This is a genomic window from Candidatus Methanoperedens sp. BLZ2 (assembly GCF_002487355.1).
GTDB lineage: Archaea > Halobacteriota > Methanosarcinia > Methanosarcinales > Methanoperedenaceae > Methanoperedens.
Genome location: NZ_NTMG01000062.1, coordinates 32,329 through 48,798, shown reverse-complemented (window position 1 = coordinate 48,798; position 16,470 = coordinate 32,329). Strand labels below are relative to the sequence as shown.

Genomic DNA, 16,470 nt, shown 5'->3' with positions numbered 1-16,470 from the left:
AAGGATAATTGTTAATTCAATAAAATGTGGTTTTATGAGTGGGAAAATCATTCCTGAAAATTTTAAAGAATGCAATCTTGCGGATAGAATTCTTCTTACACTGCATCTTGCTGACAGGAGAGGGTATGGAATGTGTCCGGATCATATCTCAAAGATGCTAATATATGGGGAGTCAAATGAAGAGCAGGTCAGGCAAACTCTCTCTTCTATGCATTTGGTATCGCACCAGAACGGCATCTATTGCTTGAAAGGAAGTGAGGGTCTTCTTTCTGAAACCAGAAGGAAGCTTCTCTCCAATGGAGTGATAAGGGAGAGATACGAAGCAGAAGCTATGCTCTTTTCCACTGAATATGCTTCGCTATGCCCTTTCATCAAGTGCATTGCTATAACCGGTTCTATGGCTTCCGGGGGTTTTTCCGAAGAGGACGACATCGACTTTAACATCTTCACAGAGCATGGATGCAAGTATACAACGTATCTTCTGGGGATCCTTCTTTCCATTAAGTATTCGGTCAAACACAGGAAAAAATCCCTGGCGCGAAAATCAAGGACTCCTTTTCTTCCCAAGCTCATCTGCATCAACGTCATCTGGGAGGATGAGGAAGCTTTTCCCTTTGTGCGTCAGGACAAATACATGGCCTATGAACTCCTGAGGCAAAAGCCCATTATGGGCCTTGATTTCTACAAGAAAATACTGGAAAAGAACAGCTGGCTGGAGACCTTCTTCCCTCAGATATGCAATAAAAAATCACAGGAAGTAGAGACAAGAAGAACATCCATCGCAAGAGTATTGCGGCTTATTTATTCAAACCGGGTTCTTTCGCATCTGGGAGAAAGAATGTGCAGGGAAATTTCTTATCTCCTCTGGAGATATGTGCAATTCTCACGCAGGAACAACCCTGAAGCACTTTCTCGCGTCAGGTGGGTCACAGAAATGCAAAAGCCTTATGCTCTATTTGGTGACAGGATATGAGATTGCTGGATATAATAATTGCTATGTATATCATTGTCCTTTTCACTCTTTTCATATATGGGAGCAATTGTTTTGTCCTGACTTATCTTAACAGGAAAAAAAAGAGAGAAAAACCAGCCAACTTGCCCTTTTACCCCATGGTCACTGTCCAGCTTCCGGTTTATAATGAACTTTATGTTGTGGAGCGCCTCATCAGGAAAGTTGCACAGATGGACTACCCTGCGGGGAATCTTGAGATACAGGTACTGGACGACTCCACAGATGGTACTACAGCCATTATACAGCGATGCATTGGCGAACTTCGTAATAAGGGATGTAACATCAATCATATACATCGAACGAACAGAGATGGGTATAAGGCCGGAGCGCTCAGGAATGGCCTGAATTACGCATCTGGTGAGTTCATCGCTGTTTTTGATTCCGATTTCCTTCCTGACAATGATTTTCTCAAGAAATCCATCCACTATTTTTCAGATACTAAAGTCGGGATGGTGCAAACCCGCTGGGGGCATATCAATGAGGACTATTCCCTTCTCACAAAAGCGATAGCTATCGGAATTGACGGGCATTTCCAGATAGAGCAGAATTCAAGGTACAGTTCAGGGCTTTTCCTGAACTTCAACGGCACGGCCGGCATCTGGCGCAACACTACAATTAAAGACGCGGGCGGATGGCAGGACGATACTCTCACCGAAGACCTTGATCTCAGTTACAGGGCGCAGCTCCGGGGATGGAGGCTTGTCTTTCTGGACGGTGTGGTCTGCCCCGCAGAAGTGCCTGTGCAGATAAATGCATTCAAGCGCCAGCAGTTCAGGTGGGCTAAGGGCTCGATCCAGTGTGCAAAAAAATTACTGCCTGAAGTGTGGTCTGCAAATATCCCTGTTTTTAAGAAATTCCAGGCATCAGTGCACCTCACCTACTATGCAGTCCATCCAATGATGGTAATTCTCTTGCTTCTTATCTTACCCCTGATTTTTCTTGCAAGTTCAACCTTCACGACATTTTTTTATTTGAATTTTTTATCAATCGGCACTCTTGGCCAGGTAACCATGTATGCGCTCTCCCAGCGCGATTTATATGGAGGATGGAAAAGCCGTTTGAAGTATCTGCCTGTCCTCACATTCCTTGGAACAGGTATTTCTGCCAACAATACGAAGGCGGTGGTGGAAGCGCTGCTAAAGCGTGAAAGTACATTTGAACGCACGCCAAAGTTCGGGATCGAAAAAAATACAGATGAATGGGAAGGGAAAAAATACAGGGTGAATTTTCCGATAATCACGTTCATAGAAGCAGGACTTGGTATCTACGCTCTAATTGCGCTTTATTTTTCATTAAAAAATGGAAGTTATTTCCTGGCCCCCTTTCTTGCTCTCTATGTTATTGGTTACTTCTATGTCAGCGGACTTACTGTACTACACTCCATTCCACGCTCGTTGTATCCAAAATTAGCCATTGCCTTAATTCTTATTACAGCGCTGGCTTTGAGGCTCTACAGGGCAACAATGGGCGACCTTTCCGAAGATCCCTATCAGCACTGGCTTATCTCTGCAAACCTGGCTTCAAGCGGGGTCAATACCGACCCGATTTCGGGTGCCCTGGAAAAATGGCCGCCAGGATACCATATCATGGCTTCAGGGGTCATATTCCTGTTAGGGAGGGATATACTCTGGCTCAAGCTTATGAATATACTGCTATCCCTTGGAGGGATCTACCTTATATATAAGATAGCGAAGAGGCACTCAGAGAAGGCTGGTCTTCTTGCTGCCGCTTTTTTAGCCCTTAACCCTTTTGAGATCATCACTTCCTCCACATCCTATGCAGAGCCGATGGCGGTTTTCTTTTTTCTCCTGACAGTGTATCTCCTGCAGCAGAATAAGGAAAAAAAAGCTGGCTTAACCTTTCTTCTGAGCGCGGCGACAAGATACGAGGTCTGGTTATCCCTGCCTTTCCTGTTCTATGGAAAAAGGGAAAAGAGGTGGTATCTTATCGCGCCGTCGTTAATTTTTATCCTTGTGTGGTCGGCCTACTCAATCGCATTTCATGGTTTTTTTCCTGAAAGCATAATTGGGCAAAGTCAAGAGGTACTGAGTTTCGAAATTGGAAAGGGGGCGGTTAACGCAGACATAACAGGGCGCATCATACGCATATTTGAGTATTCTTTTATTTCATCGCCTCTTGTCTATGCAGCGGGTCTTTACTTTGCAGGGAAAAACATAAGAAAAGCCGGTCTTTACGCCTTTGTACTCGTTTATATTTTGCTGTTATTTTTTGCCACAGCCTCAGGATTTATCACAGGTTCTTTCAGGTATTTTAGCCTCTTATTACCGCTTATTTGCATTTTTGCTGGAGTACAGTTCTCAAAGACCAAATATCTCCAAGTCATTGCACTGATCTCCCTGATCATAGCACTTCCTTTTTATTTCAGCCTCTACTCGAATCTGGATACGCTTTACCAGCCCATGATCAGGGCAGGCGAGTTCGTCGGCAGCACTGGCGCCGATGGCGTCATTTCCAATTCCCCGGTTCCTCTTTACTTCACAGGGCTTGCAACCTCTCATCTTTTCGGTCCTTCAATTCTTAAAAATGTAAGCAGGAATGATGGGATAAAGTTCCTTGAGAAATACGGTGTGGAGTACATAATATATGTGGAATCACCGCCTGGAGAGCTTGAAAGGTTATTCCCGGGAATGGAAAATGGAGCGAATGCTTCCGGGCTTGAAATGGTCCTTGACCCGAATAGCTGGGAGCAAAGATACGGGGCAAAAAAAGTCTATGTGTACAGGCTCTCTAACGGATTTTTCAAAAGTACAGGAAGCTATATTACTTCTTCGCCTCTTCTCGCTGATATCGACGGGGATGGATACAATGAGATCATAGCGGCCTCTGATAAGCTCTATGTCTGGAAAAGAGATGGGAGTCCACTACCAGGTTTCCCGGCAAAGACCTGGGGATTGATAGCCTCAAGCCCCAGCGTCGCTTACACGAAGAGCGGAGCCATAATATTTGTGGGCTCAGATGATAACAGGCTCTATGCCTGGTGGTATAACGGTTCATCTTTATCCGGTTTCCCCGTGACAACGAATGGCGATGTGTTCTCAAAGCCACTTATTGTGGATATGGATGGAAATGGGGAGATTGAGGTCGTTACCGGATCAGATGACGGCATGGTTTACGCCTTTTATTTAAATGGCTCCACGGTACCGGGCTGGCCTCAGGAGACACTGGGATTCGTTTCCTCTTCTCCTGTAGCTGCTGACCTCGACGGGGATGGGAATCCGGAGATAATAGCAGGCTCGTGGGATGAAAAGCTTTATGCATGGCATACCAATGGCAGCAAACTTTCCGGCTTTCCCCTGAAGACCGGGGATGCAATATGGGCAACTCCGCGAATAATTGATATCGACGGAGATGGAAGCCAGGATATAGTAGTGGCTTCAGACATGGTATATGCATGGAACAATAGAGGTGAGCCCCTTCCCGGGTTTCCCGCCAAAACCGGAAGCTATATAGTGGCTTCGCCTCTGGTGGCAGATATCGATCACGATGGAAAACCAGAGATCATTGTTGCAGGAGATGCCCTCTATGTATACAATACAACCGGCGCTCTGAAGGAGGGCTGGCCGATATATACCGGATATTATTTCTGGGCATCTCCATCAGCAGGAGATTTTGATAATGACGGGCAGCTTGAGATAATTGTGGGCGACTGGAGCGGCAGTGTCTATTCATTCAAGGCAGACGGGACTGTGCTTTCAGGATTTCCCAAACACACAGGAGGGAAGATATTTGCCTCTGCTGCTATAGGTCATCTGAATAACAACGGGAATGGGGAAGTGGTTGCAGGTTCATGGGACAAGAACATCTATACCTGGAGCGTGGATGGCATAAGCTCTTACCGTAAAAAGCATATGAAGCCGCCAAAAATCGAAGAAGGCCCTCCGGTCTTTTACGGAATATCTGTTTCAAAAGAATACGGGGTTTTATTTTTAGCTGCTAATTTTTCAGGTTTGGCGGAACGGCCAAAGCTCAACTATTATGGGGACGATGGCGTCTGGCACCCATCTCCAATGGTACTATCACAAGGAATGTATGTTGGCATGATAGCGCCGCAGATGCAGGGAATATTGAAATATTATATCAGTCTTGAGAATAGTAACCAATCATACCGCTTCCCTGAGGTGAACTATTATGAGCTCAAGAACTGACGTACTTCTAATATATCCCTACTTTCACAGAGAGCCGGGGTGGAGAAAGCTCTGGCTTTTCCCACCGCTTGGACTTGGATACCTGGCTTCTGTTCTTCGGGAGAGCGGGATAAGCGTCAGCATACTTGATGGGACTTTCATGCTGCCTGAGGAACTAATTAAACGCGCCCAGGAGCTTTCGCCAGGCGTGGTGGGCATATACTGCATGGTCACAATGAGAGATAATGCACTCAAGGTAGCAAGGGCTCTTGGAAATCGCCCGGATAAGCCTCTTCTTGTCGCTGGAGGGCCATTCCCGACATCAGAGCCCGGGAAATTCCTTGAAGACTTTGACGTGGTGGTTTTGAGGGAGGGAGAGCAAACCATGCTTGAGCTTGTAAAGAGGCATCTTGCCGGGAAGGAACTTGCCGGAATAAAGGGCATTGCGCTAATGGATGACAGCGGAATAATGAAAATGGACTTGAGGGAGTATATAGAGAACATCGATTCAATCCCCCATCCTGCCCGTGACTTGTTTGAGAACCGGAAATACATGAAATACTGGGAAAAAAAGTTTGGCTATTCCTGCACGCCTGTTATTACGACAAGAGGATGCCCATATAACTGCGACTACTGCGCACGTCCCGTGTTCGGGAACCACTACAGGGAAAGGAGTTTCCAGGATGTTATCGGGGAGGTAGAGGAAGTGCTGGAGCTGGGCTACGGCCGGGTGTGGTTCTCGGATGACGTTTTTACGCTCAATAAGGAAAGGATTATGAAACTCTGTAATGAGATAAAAAGGCGCAGGCTTGTGTTCACATGGGACTGTCTCTGCAGGGTGGATAATGTAGACTTCGAGCTTTTCAAGAATATGCGCGAGGCAGGATGTGCCAGAGTTTTATTTGGAATAGAATCCGGTGACAACGGGGTCTTAAGTATGCTTAACAAAAGATTTACGGTCACAGAAGCGCAAAATGCGGTAATGATGGCAAAGAAAGCGGGAATTGAAGTGGGAACATTTTTCATGGTAGGCTACCCTGGCGAGACCGAAGAAACCATACTCAGGACGATTCGTTTCTCCACGCGCCTGCCCTCGGATTACCTGTCCTACACATTACCATATCCCCTTCCCGGCACAGGGCTTTACAAGAAGCTTGAAGACAGGCTAACACGCGATGAGTGGAAAATGGCGGGGCATAATCTCCTGATGTTCAGGGGAGATTTCTCGCAGGTAAAACTGCGGTTTGCGATCTTTAAGGGCATAGTGCAGCACAAGCTCAGGAAAAACGGGTACGCCAGGCTGGCTGACGGATTTGAGGCTGTCACTGATAATATGTTCAAAATGCTTCGGTAGATGCAAAATTATTTTGAAATTTGGTATATTCCGAAAAACGTCATGTATTGCTGGAACTGTCCATTCGAACCCGTGTCAAGTGATTTCGGGGCAATCCTCAGATTCATATCTTGTTTATCGGCTTTTTGTATTGTGTTTTCATTCATATGAATCTCCTTCGTTTATCAACTCAGTCTGTCCAGAAAAAGATAGGTAAAAATCTTCCTGTTCTTTCTTTATTGTGTTCCTGCTCTTCAGTCATTCTTTCAGCCTTCTCTATCATCTTTTCGTTGTTGTTCTGGGTCATAATTCCTCTGGATACTATCTTTTTCTCGGACTTATCAATAATAAGTATAATCATAATTATTTATATACATATTTGGTTAATAAAATGATTATTATAATGACAATCCGGCCGCATAAAAAGCATGAGAAACCCAATTTCTTCTATAAGGATGCAGCAGTAAAGCTGCATCAATTGCTACAATACGAGTTAAAATAATTTGAACCCAAAAACGATTAAGAAGAGAATAAGCAGGGGCTGGTGAATTAAATAAACAGTTAACGAATGTTTACCCAAAAATTTAAATATATTTGAAAAATTGCTATTAAACTTGATTTTTTGCGTTTTTTCAGCTATATATTTCCCGTAATAAATACCCAGTAAAATGACGCCCATCCATGGTATCATAGGAAAATAATCGAATGTGGAAAAGTTTTCAGGAATGAAACCAAGCCAAAAGAAGTATGAAAAACCGAATGTTTGTTGCTGCAAATAAACGCCAGACAGAATAAACAATAAACCGGCAATCAGGTTCAGCTTGTTATACTTTATAAAAACAGGTATGAGAAAAGAGGTAACTGCAAAGAAATGCAGTATCCCGAAAAATATCGCATTCCGGGGTACAAAAACATAAGTGAATAAGGTTATTAATATTGCATAAAAAAGAAGCTTTATTCCCCGTATTAAATACTTCCTTGTTACTTTTTCCTTTTGTTTTTGATAGCTTATATAAGATGTAACACCTGATATGAAAATAAAAATAGAAGCGATAGAAACAGGAAGGATGTAGCGGTATAAACTACTTGAGGGGATCCTTATCAAATTGAAATAATCCAGAGTGATAGAATAATTAAATAAAACCATAAATATGATATCAATACCTCTTACAAAATCAATTGCCTGTATTCTATCCTGTTCGAGGTTTTTTGACATTTATTTATACTCTCAGGGGTTAATCAATAATAAGATAGCAGTATTATACCGAAAAGTTAGTATATATGAGGTCAATAATATAGAATATGAAAGGAACAAAAAAATTAGCTGACGTGGGAGAATGCTATGCCTTTACTTGAGATCAAAGAAATTACCTGCGGGGTGAAAGAAAAAGATATTTTTTCAGGACTCTCACTTTTAGTTCATCCTGGTGAAGTCCATGCAATTCTTGGAAAAAATGAAAGGAGGTAATCTATATGGGAAAGATAAATCGTCAATCAAATAATGACAGAATAACCCTGGTAAGCATAGGGGATGCGCAGATCGGTCTTATGTCTGTAGGTGAGGTATTTGAAAGAATATACCAGGGAAAGAAAAAACCCGAAGAGATCGAAAGAATTGAGCTTGTCAGGGAACTTTCAGATTATAATTTCGTGCCAGACGGGTCATGGAATGAATATGCAGATGTTTTGATCAGCGAATATGAAAAATATTACAATAAAAAGATACTGAGTCATAAATAAAATCATTATAACGTTGGGTTAAAGTAAAGAACACTTAGCCCTTGGAGCTTTAGATGAATCATACCTTTGTAATTGTAATATCAAGATCAAATAGTAAGAACTACGGGATTTCAAGTGTTCATTCCGATAATCTCAGAAGCATTCCGGAACGTCTTGCATTAATAATGGCCGCATCAAGAACTATCATGCCGATAACGAAATAAAAAAATCCCAGACCGAAACCAAACATTACATTTGCTTCCCCATATCCATAAAAAGATCTCATATATTCAAGAAAATAAGTAAGAGGAATCGCTTTTGCTATTAGCTGTATGGCCGGCGGAAGCATAGAAACCGGATAATAGATCCCGCAAATGAACATCATTATCCCTGTTAATGTCCAGGCTACCACCTCAGCGCGCTGTCCGAACCTGAGAATTGAAATACAAACAAGAATTCCAATCGAGGCTGAGGTCAGGAAAAGCCCGCCCAAAAAAACCAGAGTCGGCCAGATTCCGGCAACAAGGAAATCAAAGCTGAAAAAATAGAAGGACAGTACCATAAGGATAATAAAGACAAGCGTGCTTCGAAGAATGCCAAATAGAAGCGAGCCGATTATGAGGTGAAAGCCCCTGACCGGCGCCATGAACGTGTGTTTCACACTTTTGCTCCACATATCAAAAAGCATTACATATGCGATATCTATCTGGCATACCTGGATGATGGATAGAGCGATCGCACCTATCAGGAGAAAAGATATAGTGGTTTGTGCCATTGAAAAAAATGTTGCCATAAGACCAATAGACATAAGACCGATAAATGGCCAGAATATCACCTCAAAAATGGTGAAGAAATTCCGTTTTGCTATTATCCAGCTTTTATAAAACGAAGCCCATATCCTCCCGGCTTCGATCCCCGGATCAGACATTATTTTCACCTTCCTTATTCTTTAATTTTGGCAGGAGTATATGAAAAGTACTTCCTTTACCGTCACTTTGAGCCCATATTTTTCCATAGTGTTTATCTATTATGCTTTTGCAAATGGAAAGCCCGAGTCCCGCGCCGCCGTATTTTCTTTTTGCTGACCCGTCCACCTGGTAGAATCTTTCAAATATGCTATTTAATTTATCAGCAGGAATACCAATACCAGTATCTGAAATACTGATTTTGACATGTTCACTATCTTCTTTTGCTTTAATTGTGATTTTTCCCGTATGAGGTGTAAATTTTATTGCATTTATAAGTAAATTCATTATAACCTGTAACAGTCTTTCTTCATCTCCCCAGATTTCAGGAAGTTGTTGAATATCCTTGATGATAATAATTTGTTTATCATTAGCCTGTGGATGGATATCCTGGATAGTTTTTGAAAGAATACTGTTTAAGGAAACAAGCCCGAACTGCAATCCAAGTTTATTATTTTCCAGATTTGAAGTATCCAGTAATTCTTTTATAAGCTTTATCAACCGGTCAGAATTACGAAGTATTATTTCAAGGCTCTTTTTTTGCTCTACATTGACCTTGCCCATTGTTTCATCATCAAGCAATTCCACAAAACCCCTTATGGAGGTAAGAGGTGTCAGTAATTCATGAGTGATATTTGATATGAATTCAGTTTTGACATTGTCTGCTTCTAACAATTCCTCATAGGATCTTTCCAGTTTTACACGATAATCCTTGAGCTTTTGTTCCAATTTTATTTTCTCAGTTATATCGCGTCCTATGCCATGAATTCCAGTGATCCTGTTTCCTTCTTTGATGGGACGTGTTCTTATCTCGGCCCATCGGTGCTCTCCATTATTGCAGACCAGTTCATATATTACCGGTTCTTCAATAGATACACTTGACAAATGTTTTTTAATCCTTTGCTTTGCTGATTCGAGACTTTCAGGAGTGAGCCAATTGACAATATGGGTACCTATTATCTTTTCTTTCCCGGCTTCAAGTATCCTGCAGCCAGCGTTATTAATTGATTGGAATATACCATTCATATCAATTGTGTACATAGGGTAATCTGCATTCTCAAAAAGGTCGCGGTATCTTGCTTCTGATTCTTTGAGCTGATGCTCCAGTCTTATTTTTTCAGTAATATCCCTTGCAATGCCGTGAGTTCCCGTTATCCTTTCCCCGTCCCTGATAAATCTATTCTTAACCTCAACCCATATGTGTTCTCCGTCTTTCCGGACCATTTCATAGACCATCGGCCCTTTATGGATACCGTTAGAATATTCCTTCAGCCTCTTCCTGGCAATCTCCATGCTTTCAGGCGTGAGCCATTCTGATAAGTTGCTTCCGATTATTTCATCTTTTGTTGCGCCAAGTGCATCAATCCCCACATTGTTCATTGCAAGGAAAGTACCATTCATATCCAGGGTGTACATAGCATCCTGGGCATTCTCAAAAAGGTCGCGGTATTTTGCTTCTGAATCTTTCAGGCTGATTTCAAGTTTCTTCTTTTCCGAGATGTCTTTAGTTACCATGTTAATGGTACCCCTACTTTTCTTGCCGCAGATTATCCATTTTCAATATAGTTTTCAAGTCTAATAGACTCTTCATACCCATACGTTCGGGTGGATATTGTTCTTTTTATACTTTAATATATCCCAATATTATTTTAAATTATATTACTTTGGGTTTTTTATTATTCAAAATTGAAGCTAATTTGATCAACCTGTTTATAGTTTTATGCATGCTCTTTAATCCTTCCTCGTCTTTTTTTGCGCCTTCTGCTCCTTTGTCCTTTGACCAGAAAGTTCCGCCAAGATTTGCCCCGAACGAGCCGCCTCCGACTGGAATTGCCTCATTGATCATGTAGAAGTCCAGTATCGTCCGGATCGATGGTTCCTGCCCTCCAATGCGGTCGCCTCCAACAGCAAAAGCTGCCCCGGGTTTGTTAAGGATAAAATGTATATCCTGGGCTGCAAGCGCCCTGCACCTGTCCATTATGACTTTGGTTTGTCCGCTGACCGATCCCTGATATACCGGTGTCCCTATTATGATAGCATCAGCCCATTTGAGTTTTTCATAAACTTCCGGCATATCATCTTTATGGATACATCCTTTTTTCTCGCGTATGCAGTAATCGCAATGGATGCAGAAGTTCATTTTTTTACCCATAGCAGAAAAATATTCGGTCTCAACGTTATATTTTTCTTTTGCGTATTTTAAGGCTTCCTGCACAATGTAATCGGTTGCGCCTTTTTTCGGGCTTCCGCAAATACCAAAAAGTTTTATCCTGTGTTCGGCGTTCACATATTTTGAATTGGCAGGTATACTTCAAATAGATGACGGCGTTAAACTTAAGTATTATCATTTACAGAAATGGTATTGGAGGTAGTTAGTAATGGTAGAATCATCATGGAGTGATTTCAGAAGATTTGAAGAAACTATGAACAGGATGTTTGAAAATTTCTGGGGAAGACCGGCATCAAGACATTTATTGTCATCTGGAGAAAGCGGCGCTATTGTTCCTGCCGAAAATCGTGAACCTTTCATAGATCTGGCGGAGAATGATAAAGAGATAACTGCAACAGCAGAAATGCCAGGTCTTGAAAAAGAGAATATCAAAATCAATGTCACAGAGGACAGGCTTGAGATATCGGCCGAGACAAAACAGGAAGAAAAGAAGGAAGAAAAGGGTTATATTTACAGGGAAAGACGAAGTGGCAGTTATTATAGGGCAATTTCCCTGCCGTCGCCGGTGGATCCTGAGAACTCAAAAGCAACTTATAAGAATGGGATTCTTGAGATCAAAATGCCCAGGACCGAGATCAAGAAGAAAACACCCCTTCAGATTGAATAGATCAATGATGATGGCTTTAAGCCATCAATACTATTTTAAAAAAATTTAACCTATATATCTTAAATCCTCATCGGTTGAAGCAGGCATTTGTCCCTGCTCCATTTCCCGCAGTTTTGCGACTATCTTTTCCATTTCCGATGCCCTTTCTTCCAGGGCTGCCATATCAACTTCTATTTCAAGGACCTTGCAAAGAACTTTAAGAACGGCCTGGGCGCTTTTAGGATCAACAAGATATCCTGATGTTACACCCATGAGGCAGGCCGCATCAATACCGCGCAATTCCCCAAGACCGAGAAGTAATCCTGATGCTCCCACAATACCGCCGCCGGGTTCATTGGGCTTGAATTCAACACCGTATCCTTTCAATTCCTTAACAAGTTTAATATTGTTAGCTGCCCCGAGAACTGTTTCAGTCTCAACGAGCTGGCCAACACCATATCCTCCAAGGGCATAAATTCGCTTTACCTTGAATTCTTCTGCTATATCAAGGAATACACCGGTCAATTCATAATGTCCTTCGTTCGTAGCGCTCTGGTGGTCCCCAATGAGTATTAATATATCATTTTTACCTTTTGATTTATATGCGTATAATTCATTTTTTACAAGCCTGATGGTACCATCGTCTTCGACAATGACCTGGGGGGGCAGATGCGGTGAGTAAATTTCCATTATTTTTTTAGCGCCCAGTTCCTCGATCATATGTTCTGCCACAAGTTTCCCCACATGCCCGACCCCGGGAAGCCCTTCGATAAGTATAGGGTCTTTAAGTCTGGGTTTTTTTGTCCGTAAAATTGTTGTCTTGATCATGATTCTGTCTTCTTGGTTATCCGTCTGTATTTCCCGTATCTGTCTTCAAGAGAAAATCGAGCAGGGCGAGAATATGTTGTCGGGGAGCCGCACACGGGACAAATTTCCTTGAGCGTGTATCTCCCGCATTTGCATTTTCTGATCTTTGATACCATATGTGCAGTTTTTGATACTACGAGCCGGCCTTTTGTTCACTATGCCTGTGGAACTCACCGTTTCCACCTGCTTTTTCTATTATCTTGATAGCCGATTGCGCTGCATTCTTAAGTACGCCTTCAGCCTTCTTATAATCAGGCGCTATAACATGGATCCTGTACCTGGGTGCGCCCACGTAACTAATATCTACCTTTATATCATTACCGTCGGCTTTATTTGCGGCGATAAGGGCTTTGCGTATATATTCTATCCCATCAGGGAGATAGCATGTCAGGTCTATATAACCTGATATGTCAACCTGCGGTTTTTTCAGGTTATCATTCGCGACTTTTGTGATCGCATCAGCAATTTCTTTTCCCACTCCAATTTTTACAAGGATCGATGCACCTTCCGATCTTGAATTTTCAAATGCTGCATATACACTGCCAAATTTGGAATAGAAAAGGTCTGTTAATTTAGGAAGATCATCTTTGCTTATTTTAGCGGTCTTGGCAACATATTCGATCCATTTTTCCGCTTTCTGTTCATTCTTCCATTGCTGGATCTTTTCACGGCGCTGGTGCTCATTTACATCCTTGAGCGAAAGGTCGATATGATGTTTTGCAGTATCAACATAGAGTACTTTGCAGACTATCTTCTGGCCTTCCCTCACATGGTCCCTTATGTACTTGACCCAGCCGGAAGCCACATCCGAGATATGGATCAATCCTTCTTTATGTCCGTATTCATCAAGTTCTACGAAAGCCCCAAAATCGGTAACCCTCTTAACACTGCATACAACATTGTCACCTTCATCGGGCCATCCGCTTCTTTCCATCACTCAAGAACCTCTATGATCTGTGTTTTTACGAATGCTTTACCACCTGTTGGTTCGGAAAGCGTCCTGTTGCATACAAGACAGGTCACGGGAGTGCTTGCGCATCCGAAAATGACCTGCTCATTCTCACAGTCGTTACATTTTACTTTTAAAAATCTGCTCTTTGGTTCCATAATTAAGACTCCACGATCTCGAATTTCCCTGACCTGAAACATTTGGGTTTCTGATGTGCTTTCTTACAGGTTTTGCATCTGTATCTCAGGTTAATACGCTTTGTGGGCTTGTCTCCTCCGGGTACTTTTGAGAATTTGCCTGAATTTCCGATCCCTGTATGCCTGGCCTTTTGCCTGACTATTCTTGTCAATGTCGATGCCTGCCCCTTTTTTACTCTTTCCACCACGTGCGGTGTATGGGTCTTGCATGACGGACAATATGTATTGAAGTTTTTGGGTATTTTCATGAGAATCACCTTTTAACCATGATCTGAATGGCTGCTTTGCGATTGATCAATGCTTTAGCATTCACCGTCGATAACACAGCAACATCTTCCTTTGCCAGGGTATAATTGCGTCCATCGACTCCTACAAATGTTGGAATGTCTTTTAGCAGACGCACCACAATGTATTCTTTACTTATATCCTTTTTGTCTGGAAGCTCTTTACTTATATCATTTTTTTCCGGGGATTGTTTACTTATATCGCTTTTTTCTGCGGAAAGTATTTCGGGTAACTTATCTTCCTGCTGCAGCACTTCAGGCTTATGATAGACAGGCTTCTCCCGTTTGAATATACTGTTTACTATTTCACTTCTCCATTGCGTCATCACTTCAAGAAGCCTGTTATAGAATATCCTTTCTTCACCGGTCATGGAATCAAGGTTTTGTTTTTCCTTCTGTCTTGAAGTCTCATGAAGGGACATTTCTGCATTATACCTTGCTTCATTGATAATTTTGGTCGTCCGCTTATATATTATGCTTTCGATAGCGTTTTTGACCGTTTTTTGTTCATCCTCGATAATGGCATGCTTTGTACTGTACTGATCATTGATCCTGCGTTTTTCATCTTCAAGGCTCTGGATCTGCTGGACGATATTCCCGTAAAAATCATGCTCAAGGGGAACAAGTTTCTTTCGCTCCTCTCTTTCTACTTTCAGTATGTTCTCAAGATTTATCCGGGATTTTTCAGTTTTTTCAGGCATATTCAGCAGCTCCACGGCACATTAGATATATTGCCGCATATTCTGGCAGGGTGTTCTTACCTTCTGTAACTGTAAAGCTTTTTCCTTTCATTTCAACTTTTGAATTCTGGGGGCGAAGAGGCGGAATTACATCAATGTCTATCATCTTTTCACTGAATACCACGGCATCATTAAGAGGCTCAAAATTTTTGAATTCAGACAGAGTCAATGGCACGACCCGCATCCCCGAGCCGCCGTGAAGAGAGGAAGGAAGTCGTATGAGGCGCCTGATATCGGCTGTAACGGGTTCGTCTGTGTGTGCGCTTCCAAGACTGATACTATTTTCTTCGATCGCCTTCTGGACAATTGCGTCAAATATAAAAGAATCATTTATTATCCCCTGATTTTCGATCCGTTCTAATGTTTCGGGGCTATTTGATATATTTCTTATGTTCTTGAATATTATTGTTGCCTCTCGTTTATAATCCAATAGATCACTCTTCATTAAGAAGTTCTTGACCTTATTTTTATGGATCCCAGCTTCCTGCGCTATTTTTTCTACTCCGATTCTGGGATTTTCCTTCTTCATATAAATTATTTGATCGGCAATATCTTCCGGGATCGTATCATAATTCGGTTTATTCAAATAATAATTCCTCATCAACTGTGCAATTTGATCCTGAGCCTCAATTTCATCTTTAATTGAAATATCCTTCAGGAATTGAACAAGGTATTTGCTGATCCGTTTTCCCCAGCCGAATCCACCAGATCCTTCTTCAAAAGAGGCTATCTTCCTTGATGTATCCAGTTCTTTTTTCTTAAATTTCCCATCGTCATAGACCTTATGCTTCGCAGGCCTGAACAAAAAATCGACACTCAATCCGGTTCCGCTCACATAATCCACGATTTCCCTCCTCTCGGCGCTTTCAAGTGCCAGAACTTTCGGGTCACGCACATGGATATGATACCCGCGACCTCCTGAAAATACTATGCTTATATAATTTTCGGAAAAGCCAAAGTCCTCAAGGAGAAAGTCAAGGAGCTTCCCGGTTTCTGATTTCACATTGGAAAGCATTTCCGCATACGATCTTGCCTTCCCGGGTAAATGGTCTGCATCAAGATCAAATATCAGGTCAGCTCCCTGCCATTTTTTCTCTTTCATGGTGCCAGCGCCTGGGAATTCATAATACGCAGCAGAATGGTACGCATGCGCCGGAACCATCCCGCGAATATAATCAAGCGCTTCGTTTTCCCTGGAAAAAGCTTTGTGGCGGCGCATCACGACTTCGGGAAGTTCATCAAAGAATATAAAACCCCATTCGCGCCTTATGAAATCATGGGGCAAGTCAAGTTGGGAGTTCATGTAATAATCTGCAAACTTTTTTCTCAAAAATTGCTTTGTCCTGAAATTCACGGGTTTTTATTGTCCTGCAAGCTTAAAACCATAATGTATCTGGCCGGGTTTATTTATAGTGGTATAACCTTATTAGTGCTGGACAAGGA

Annotated in this window: 19 protein-coding genes; 6 read left to right on the top strand and 13 right to left on the bottom strand. The window is 42.2% G+C overall.

The window, feature by feature from the left end; all coding sequences use genetic code 11:
- Positions 1–34 precede the first annotated feature (34 nt).
- The 3 genes from CL181_RS11580 to CL181_RS11570 are packed head-to-tail and all read left to right on the top strand — an operon-like array spanning position 35 to position 6,511.
- A complete protein-coding gene (locus CL181_RS11580) occupies positions 35–973 on the top strand; it encodes a hypothetical protein (protein ID WP_097299468.1) in 939 nt (312 codons plus the stop codon).
- Positions 970–5,178 (top strand): FG-GAP-like repeat-containing protein, encoded by a 4,209-nt coding sequence (locus CL181_RS11575; RefSeq protein WP_097299467.1) that lies wholly within the window; start codon positions 970–972, stop codon positions 5,176–5,178. Before CL181_RS11580 ends, CL181_RS11575 begins: the two co-directional genes overlap by 4 nt.
- Entirely contained in the window at positions 5,162–6,511 is a 1,350-nt protein-coding gene (locus CL181_RS11570; protein ID WP_097299466.1) for a B12-binding domain-containing radical SAM protein, read from the top strand. The genes CL181_RS11575 and CL181_RS11570 overlap by 17 nt, the downstream gene beginning before the upstream one ends.
- Before the next feature lie 8 nt (positions 6,512–6,519).
- Here the strand turns inward: CL181_RS11570 and CL181_RS20440 are convergent, their stop codons facing one another.
- The 3 genes from CL181_RS20440 to CL181_RS11565 all read right to left on the bottom strand — a co-directional run bounded on the left by CL181_RS20440 (position 6,520) and on the right by CL181_RS11565 (position 7,706).
- Positions 6,520–6,657, bottom strand: coding sequence for a hypothetical protein (locus CL181_RS20440; protein ID WP_176505190.1), 138 nt, complete (start codon positions 6,655–6,657; stop codon positions 6,520–6,522).
- Positions 6,658–6,680: 23 nt separating this feature from the next.
- A complete protein-coding gene (locus CL181_RS20435) occupies positions 6,681–6,851 on the bottom strand; it encodes a hypothetical protein (RefSeq protein WP_176505189.1) in 171 nt (56 codons plus the stop codon).
- A gap of 132 nt (positions 6,852–6,983) precedes the next feature.
- Complete coding sequence (locus CL181_RS11565) at positions 6,984–7,706, bottom strand: heparan-alpha-glucosaminide N-acetyltransferase (RefSeq protein WP_097299465.1); 723 nt, start codon at positions 7,704–7,706, stop codon at positions 6,984–6,986.
- Positions 7,707–7,832: 126 nt separating this feature from the next.
- On the opposite strand from CL181_RS11565, the gene CL181_RS21185 reads away from it, so the two are divergent.
- Positions 7,833–7,958 (top strand): hypothetical protein, encoded by a 126-nt coding sequence (locus CL181_RS21185; protein WP_255251553.1) that lies wholly within the window; start codon positions 7,833–7,835, stop codon positions 7,956–7,958.
- 5 nt (positions 7,959–7,963) lie between these two features.
- Positions 7,964–8,230: a hypothetical protein gene (locus CL181_RS11560; RefSeq protein ID WP_097299464.1), complete on the top strand. Its 267-nt coding sequence runs from the start codon at positions 7,964–7,966 to the stop codon at positions 8,228–8,230.
- A gap of 118 nt (positions 8,231–8,348) precedes the next feature.
- Here CL181_RS11560 and CL181_RS11555 read toward each other — a convergent pair whose 3' ends face one another.
- The 3 genes from CL181_RS11555 to CL181_RS11545 form a co-directional block, all read right to left on the bottom strand.
- Entirely contained in the window at positions 8,349–9,137 is a 789-nt protein-coding gene (locus tag CL181_RS11555; RefSeq protein ID WP_097299463.1) for an ABC transporter permease, read from the bottom strand.
- Positions 9,130–10,689 (bottom strand): PAS domain-containing sensor histidine kinase, encoded by a 1,560-nt coding sequence (locus CL181_RS11550; protein ID WP_097299462.1) that lies wholly within the window; start codon positions 10,687–10,689, stop codon positions 9,130–9,132. Before CL181_RS11550 ends, CL181_RS11555 begins: the two co-directional genes overlap by 8 nt.
- Positions 10,690–10,828: 139 nt before the next feature.
- Positions 10,829–11,461 (bottom strand): flavodoxin family protein, encoded by a 633-nt coding sequence (locus CL181_RS11545; protein WP_097299461.1) that lies wholly within the window; start codon positions 11,459–11,461, stop codon positions 10,829–10,831.
- 91 nt (positions 11,462–11,552) lie between these two features.
- Here CL181_RS11545 and CL181_RS11540 point away from each other — a divergent pair, with 91 nt between their 5' ends.
- Positions 11,553–12,011, top strand: coding sequence for an Hsp20/alpha crystallin family protein (locus CL181_RS11540; RefSeq protein ID WP_097299460.1), 459 nt, complete (start codon positions 11,553–11,555; stop codon positions 12,009–12,011).
- A 45-nt stretch (positions 12,012–12,056) separates the two neighbouring features.
- Here CL181_RS11540 and CL181_RS11535 read toward each other — a convergent pair whose 3' ends face one another.
- From CL181_RS11535 to CL181_RS11505, 7 genes are read right to left on the bottom strand one after another with little or no spacing between them, the layout of a single operon-like run.
- Positions 12,057–12,818, bottom strand: coding sequence for a proteasome assembly chaperone family protein (locus tag CL181_RS11535; RefSeq protein ID WP_097299459.1), 762 nt, complete (start codon positions 12,816–12,818; stop codon positions 12,057–12,059).
- Positions 12,815–12,973 carry an RNA-protein complex protein Nop10 gene (locus CL181_RS11530; RefSeq protein WP_097299458.1) on the bottom strand — a complete coding sequence of 53 codons (159 nt, stop codon included), beginning with the start codon at positions 12,971–12,973 and terminating at the stop codon, positions 12,815–12,817. Before CL181_RS11530 ends, CL181_RS11535 begins: the two co-directional genes overlap by 4 nt.
- Before the next feature lie 17 nt (positions 12,974–12,990).
- Positions 12,991–13,791 carry a translation initiation factor IF-2 subunit alpha gene (locus CL181_RS11525; RefSeq protein ID WP_097299457.1) on the bottom strand — a complete coding sequence of 267 codons (801 nt, stop codon included), beginning with the start codon at positions 13,789–13,791 and terminating at the stop codon, positions 12,991–12,993.
- Positions 13,791–13,964 (bottom strand): 30S ribosomal protein S27e, encoded by a 174-nt coding sequence (locus CL181_RS11520; RefSeq protein ID WP_097299456.1) that lies wholly within the window; start codon positions 13,962–13,964, stop codon positions 13,791–13,793. Before CL181_RS11520 ends, CL181_RS11525 begins: the two co-directional genes overlap by 1 nt.
- A 2-nt stretch (positions 13,965–13,966) precedes the next feature.
- A complete protein-coding gene (locus CL181_RS11515) occupies positions 13,967–14,251 on the bottom strand; it encodes a 50S ribosomal protein L44e (protein WP_097299455.1) in 285 nt (94 codons plus the stop codon).
- Positions 14,252–14,256: 5 nt separating this feature from the next.
- Positions 14,257–14,988, bottom strand: a complete 732-nt coding sequence (locus tag CL181_RS11510; protein ID WP_097299454.1) for a hypothetical protein — start codon at positions 14,986–14,988, stop codon at positions 14,257–14,259.
- Positions 14,981–16,330, bottom strand: a complete 1,350-nt coding sequence (locus tag CL181_RS11505; RefSeq protein WP_141398889.1) for a DNA primase small subunit domain-containing protein — start codon at positions 16,328–16,330, stop codon at positions 14,981–14,983. The genes CL181_RS11510 and CL181_RS11505 overlap by 8 nt, the downstream gene beginning before the upstream one ends.
- Between the last annotated feature and the right edge of the window lie 140 nt (positions 16,331–16,470).

What these genes read in the sequence shown, in the direction of transcription:
- CL181_RS11580 (WP_097299468.1), top strand. Translation starts at nt 35, where the DNA reads ATGAGTGGGAAAATCATTCCTGAAAATTTTAAAGAATGCAATCTTGCG.
- CL181_RS11575 (WP_097299467.1), top strand. Translation starts at nt 970, where the DNA reads ATGAGATTGCTGGATATAATAATTGCTATGTATATCATTGTCCTTTTC.
- CL181_RS11570 (WP_097299466.1), top strand. Translation starts at nt 5,162, where the DNA reads ATGAGCTCAAGAACTGACGTACTTCTAATATATCCCTACTTTCACAGA.
- CL181_RS20440 (WP_176505190.1), bottom strand. Translation starts at nt 6,657, where the DNA reads ATGAATGAAAACACAATACAAAAAGCCGATAAACAAGATATGAATCTG.
- CL181_RS20435 (WP_176505189.1), bottom strand. Translation starts at nt 6,851, where the DNA reads ATGATTATACTTATTATTGATAAGTCCGAGAAAAAGATAGTATCCAGA.
- CL181_RS11565 (WP_097299465.1), bottom strand. Translation starts at nt 7,706, where the DNA reads ATGTCAAAAAACCTCGAACAGGATAGAATACAGGCAATTGATTTTGTA.
- CL181_RS21185 (WP_255251553.1), top strand. Translation starts at nt 7,833, where the DNA reads ATGCCTTTACTTGAGATCAAAGAAATTACCTGCGGGGTGAAAGAAAAA.
- CL181_RS11560 (WP_097299464.1), top strand. Translation starts at nt 7,964, where the DNA reads ATGGGAAAGATAAATCGTCAATCAAATAATGACAGAATAACCCTGGTA.
- CL181_RS11555 (WP_097299463.1), bottom strand. Translation starts at nt 9,137, where the DNA reads ATGTCTGATCCGGGGATCGAAGCCGGGAGGATATGGGCTTCGTTTTAT.
- CL181_RS11550 (WP_097299462.1), bottom strand. Translation starts at nt 10,689, where the DNA reads ATGGTAACTAAAGACATCTCGGAAAAGAAGAAACTTGAAATCAGCCTG.
- CL181_RS11540 (WP_097299460.1), top strand. Translation starts at nt 11,553, where the DNA reads ATGGTAGAATCATCATGGAGTGATTTCAGAAGATTTGAAGAAACTATG.
- CL181_RS11535 (WP_097299459.1), bottom strand. Translation starts at nt 12,818, where the DNA reads ATGATCAAGACAACAATTTTACGGACAAAAAAACCCAGACTTAAAGAC.
- CL181_RS11530 (WP_097299458.1), bottom strand. Translation starts at nt 12,973, where the DNA reads ATGGTATCAAAGATCAGAAAATGCAAATGCGGGAGATACACGCTCAAG.
- CL181_RS11525 (WP_097299457.1), bottom strand. Translation starts at nt 13,791, where the DNA reads ATGGAAAGAAGCGGATGGCCCGATGAAGGTGACAATGTTGTATGCAGT.
- CL181_RS11520 (WP_097299456.1), bottom strand. Translation starts at nt 13,964, where the DNA reads ATGGAACCAAAGAGCAGATTTTTAAAAGTAAAATGTAACGACTGTGAG.
- CL181_RS11515 (WP_097299455.1), bottom strand. Translation starts at nt 14,251, where the DNA reads ATGAAAATACCCAAAAACTTCAATACATATTGTCCGTCATGCAAGACC.
- CL181_RS11510 (WP_097299454.1), bottom strand. Translation starts at nt 14,988, where the DNA reads ATGCCTGAAAAAACTGAAAAATCCCGGATAAATCTTGAGAACATACTG.
- CL181_RS11505 (WP_141398889.1), bottom strand. Translation starts at nt 16,330, where the DNA reads ATGAACTCCCAACTTGACTTGCCCCATGATTTCATAAGGCGCGAATGG.